This is a genomic window from Burkholderia sp. Tr-862, assembly GCF_011753085.1.
In the GTDB taxonomy this organism is placed as follows: domain Bacteria; phylum Pseudomonadota; class Gammaproteobacteria; order Burkholderiales; family Burkholderiaceae; genus Burkholderia; species Burkholderia ambifaria.
This window is the reverse complement of the sequence record NZ_VWWG01000282.1, coordinates 1-4212: the sequence shown is the minus strand read 5'-3', so window position 1 is coordinate 4212 and position 4212 is coordinate 1. Positions and strand designations below refer to the sequence as shown.

Sequence of the window (4212 nt, the reverse complement as noted above, 5' to 3'; positions counted from 1 at the left end):
GCCGGCCGATGCCGCGTGCGTGCCCGATGCGCCTTCCGTGCCGCTCGCGGCGGAGGCGGCGGCCGGCGGCGGTTCGCCGTGCTCGGCCGTCTGCGTCGACGTCAGCACGGGCTCGGGCGATGGCGCGGGCTTCGGTGCGGCGGGAGCCGGCTTTGCCGGCGCAGGCTCGGCCGGATGTCGGGCTGGAGGTTCGGCCGGCTTCGGCGCGGGCTGGCGCTCGATCGGCCGCGGCTTCAGCAATTCGATCTGCACCGGTATCTCGGCGGGCGCAGGCGGCGTGAACGATTCGCGGTTGCGCGTCAGCCACAACGCCGCGAGCGCGTGCAGCACCAGCACGACGACGATCGCGATGCCCGCGCGCAGCCAGTGGCGGGGCAGGACGTGACGAGGACGGGTGTCGGCAGGCGGCATCGGCGAAAACGGGACAGGGTTGGGGCAGTCGTGGCGGATCGTGCATGACGTACATCACAACGGCGCGTCACAACGGCACGTCACAACGGCACGTCACAGCGGCACGTCACAGCGGCACGTCACGACCGCACGTCACGACCGCACGTCACGACCGCACGTCACAACCATCGGACCGCCGGCTGCGCCGCGCGTTCGCGCTGCATCGCGCGGATTCGCCCGGGTGTCGCGCGCCTCGCGTGTCAGGCGTCGCGCGCGTCCGGACTATAGCCGAGTTCGTAAGACAGTTTCTGCGCGCACGTGCGCAGCGCGGTGTCCATCTCGCCGCCCCACGCGATGTCGAACATGCCTTCCTGACCCAGCGCGACGATCGCGAGCGCCAGTTCGCCGACCGCATCGAACACCGGCATGCAGAACGCGTGGATCGTCGGCAGCAGCATCCCTTCGACGCGCGCGGCCTGATGCGCGCGCACGTCGGCGAGCACCGCGTCGACTTCCTCGAGCGTGCGCGGGCCGCCGTGATGCGGCGAGCGGCGCGTATCGGCGAGCTCGCGTTCGAGCATCGCCGCGGTCTTGCTGCGCGGCAGGTACGCGGCGAACAGCAGGCCCGTCGCGGAGCCGAGCAGCGGCATCACGTCACCGAGCTTCAGCGACGCCTTCGCGGGGTGGCTCGACTCCATCCAGTGCACGATCGTCGGGCCCTGATTGCCCCACACCGCGATGCCGACGGTCTGGTCGACGCGATCACGCAACTCGGTCAGCGCGATCCGCGCGAGCTTCACGCCGTCCACACGCGCGAGCCGCGCGAGGCCCATCTGCAGCGCGAAGCCGCCGAGTTCGTAGCGGCCCGACACGGGATCCTGCGACACGACGCCGAGCCGCGAGAAGCTCACCAGGTAGCGGTGCGCCTTCGCAGGACTCATGCCCGCGCGCTGCGCGAGGTCGCGCAGCATCATCGCGCGCGGCTCGCTCGTCAGCACCTCGAGCAGGCGGAAGCCGACCTCGATCGACTGGATGCCGGAGCGGACCTTCTCGCCGCCTTCGCCATGCTCGCCGGAGCCGGTGTCGTCGGTGTCGGAATCAGCGAGATCGTCGTCGGGAAGCGGGTTGGCGGGCATGGTCAACGGGGGCGCGACAAGGCGGCAAGGGTCGGGACGAAAGCGGCACGCACAATCGTGGCGCGCCGCACGGATTCACCATCGTAAAATAGATTCCCTCCATCGTCACTACAACGGCAGACACCCCATGAAACTTGCATCGCTGAAGGACGGCACGCGCGACGGCCAGCTGATCGTCGTGTCGCGCGACCTGCACACCGCGGCGATCGCCGATGCGATCGCACCGACGCTGCAGCGCGTCCTCGACGACTGGGCGTTCTACGCGCCGCAACTGCGCGACCTGTACGACGCGCTGAACCACGGCCGCGCACGCAACGCGTTCGCGTTCGATCCGGCGAACTGCATGGCGCCGCTGCCGCGCGCGTTCCAGTGGGCCGACGGTTCCGCGTACGTGAATCACGTCGAGCTCGTGCGCCGCGCGCGCGGCGCCGAGATGCCGCCGGAGTTCTGGACCGATCCGCTGATGTACCAGGGCGGCAGCGACGACTTCCTCGGCGCGCGCGACGACATCGTGTGCGCGTCCGAGGAGTGGGGCATCGACTTCGAGGCGGAAGTCGCGGTGATCACCGGCGACGTGCCGATGAGCGTATCGCCCGACGACGCGCTGAAGGCCGTGCGGCTCGTCACGCTCGTGAACGACGTGTCGTTGCGCAACCTGATTCCGGCCGAGCTCGCGAAGGGCTTCGGCTTCTTCCAGAGCAAGCCGGCCACCGCGTTCGCACCGGTCGCGGTGACGCTCGACGAGCTCGGCGACGAATGGCGCGAAGGCCGCGTGCACCGGCCGATGATCGTCCACTGGAACGGCAAGAAGGTCGGCCAGCCCGACGCGGGCACCGACATGGTGTTCCACTTCGGCCAGCTGGTCGCGCATGCGGCGAAGACGCGCAACCTGCGTGCCGGCTCGATCGTCGGCTCGGGCACCGTGTCGAACAAGGACGCGAAGCGCGGCTACTGCTGCATCGCCGAGAAGCGCTGCCTCGAGACGATCGAGCACGGCGCGCCGCAGACCGAATTCATGCGCTATGGCGACACCGTGCGCATCGAGATGTTCGACGCGGCCGGCAAGTCGATCTTCGGCGCGATCGAGCAGGCGGTCGCACCGCCCGACGGCGCAGCCTGACGCACGCGCGAAGCCCGGCTCCCGGCCCGCGCGCCGGGTTTCGCCTGATGTTTGCCCGCGCGGGCTTGGCTACACTCGATTCAGGCGTTCAAACGCCTCAAGCACCGGGAGCTGCGCATGGCCGATCTTGCCGCATACGGCGGTTACGAAGCATTGAAGGTGACGCGCCGCGATCATGGCGTGCTCGATATCGTGATGAGCGGCGAGGGCGCGAATCGCAGCGGCCTCGCGACTGCGAACGAACGCATGCATCGCGAACTCGCCGACATCTGGCGCGACGTCGACCGCGATCCCGACACGCGCGTCGCGGTGATCCGCGGCGAGGGCAAGGGCTTTTCGGCGGGCGGCGATCTCGCGCTCGTCGAGGCGATGGCGAACGACTTCGACGTGCGCGCCCGCGTGTGGCGCGAGGCGCGCGACCTCGTCTACAACGTGATCAACTGCAGCAAGCCGATCGTATCCGCGATGCATGGCCCGGCCGTCGGCGCGGGGCTCGTCGCCGGGCTGCTCGCCGACATCTCGATCGCCGCGAAGGATGCGCGCATCATCGACGGCCATACGCGGCTCGGCGTCGCAGCCGGCGATCATGCGGCGATCGTGTGGCCGCTGTTGTGCGGGATGGCGAAGGCGAAGTACTACCTGCTGCTGTGCGAGCCGGTGAGCGGCGAGGAGGCCGAGCGGATCGGCCTCGTGTCGCTCGCGGTCGAGCCGGCCGAGCTGCTGCCGAAGGCGTACGAAGTCGCGGAGCGGCTCGCGCACGGGTCGCAGTCGGCGATCCGCTGGACCAAGTACGCGCTGAACAACTGGCTGCGCAGCGCCGGGCCGACGTTCGATACGTCGCTCGCGCTCGAATTCATGGGCTTCTCGGGGCCCGACGTGCAGGAAGGCATCCGCTCGCTGCGCGAGCGGCGCCCGCCCGACTTCCCCGGCGACGCACCGTTCTGACGCGCGCTATCATCGAACCAGGGCGGCCGCGCGACCCGCGCCGGCCGCTTCGCTCACCCAGTCAACCAGGATGCCCGTAATGACGAACGAAGCCTCCGGCTCCAATCCTTTCGCCGGCTTTGCCGGTTTCAAGCCTGCCGACATGCTCGACCGGATGTGGGACATGATGCGGATGTCGCCGTTCGGCGGGATGGCGTCGTTTCCGGGCGCCGCGTCGGGGTTGCCGCCGTCGCTGTCGAGCATGTCCGACATGATGGCGCCACTCACGAGCGTCGAGGAGCTCGACAAGCGGATCACCGATCTGCGCGCGGTCGAGCAATGGCTCAAGCTCAATCTCGGGATGCTGCAGTCCGCGATCCAGGCGCTCGAGGTACAGCGCGCGACGCTCGCGACGCTGCGTGCGTTCGGCGCATTCGCGCAGAGCTCGATGTCGGCGGCCGAGGAAGCCGCGGTCGCGGCCGCGCAAGCGGCGTCCGCGCCGCGCGCCGATGCGCAGCAAGCGCCGGATGCCACGGCAGCCGCTGCCGAGGCGCCGCCGGCAGGCGACGCCGCGCAGCAGGCGTTCGACCCGGCCGGCTGGTGGAACCTGCTGCAGGCGCAGTTCAACCAGCTCGCGAGCCA

General features: G+C 69.9%; 4 protein-coding genes and 1 pseudogene. 3 read left to right on the top strand and 2 right to left on the bottom strand.

What is annotated here, in order from left to right; genetic code table 11:
• Positions 1-411 (bottom strand): annotated as a pseudogene (locus F3J14_RS33725) (DUF3108 domain-containing protein); the annotation flags it as partial.
• Between the two features lie 239 nt (positions 412-650).
• Positions 651-1526 carry an IclR family transcriptional regulator gene (locus tag F3J14_RS33720; protein WP_166726594.1) on the bottom strand — a complete coding sequence of 292 codons (876 nt, stop codon included), beginning with the start codon at positions 1524-1526 and terminating at the stop codon, positions 651-653.
• A 127-nt stretch (positions 1527-1653) separates the two neighbouring features.
• Between F3J14_RS33720 and F3J14_RS33715 the strand changes: the two genes are divergently transcribed.
• The 3 genes from F3J14_RS33715 to F3J14_RS33705 form a co-directional block, all read left to right on the top strand.
• Complete coding sequence (locus F3J14_RS33715; RefSeq protein WP_166726593.1) at positions 1654-2646, top strand: fumarylacetoacetate hydrolase family protein; 993 nt, start codon at positions 1654-1656, stop codon at positions 2644-2646.
• A 117-nt stretch (positions 2647-2763) separates the two neighbouring features.
• Positions 2764-3591, top strand: a complete 828-nt coding sequence (locus F3J14_RS33710) for an enoyl-CoA hydratase/isomerase family protein (protein WP_166726592.1) — start codon at positions 2764-2766, stop codon at positions 3589-3591.
• 79 nt (positions 3592-3670) lie between these two features.
• A partial coding sequence (locus F3J14_RS33705) for a PhaM family polyhydroxyalkanoate granule multifunctional regulatory protein (RefSeq protein WP_166726591.1) occupies positions 3671-4212 on the top strand: 542 nt, incomplete at its 3' end.

Coding starts and splice junctions, on each gene's coding strand:
- F3J14_RS33720 (WP_166726594.1), bottom strand. CDS start 1,526: ATGCCCGCCAACCCGCTTCCCGACGACGATCTCGCTGATTCCGACACC.
- F3J14_RS33715 (WP_166726593.1), top strand. CDS start 1,654: ATGAAACTTGCATCGCTGAAGGACGGCACGCGCGACGGCCAGCTGATC.
- F3J14_RS33710 (WP_166726592.1), top strand. CDS start 2,764: ATGGCCGATCTTGCCGCATACGGCGGTTACGAAGCATTGAAGGTGACG.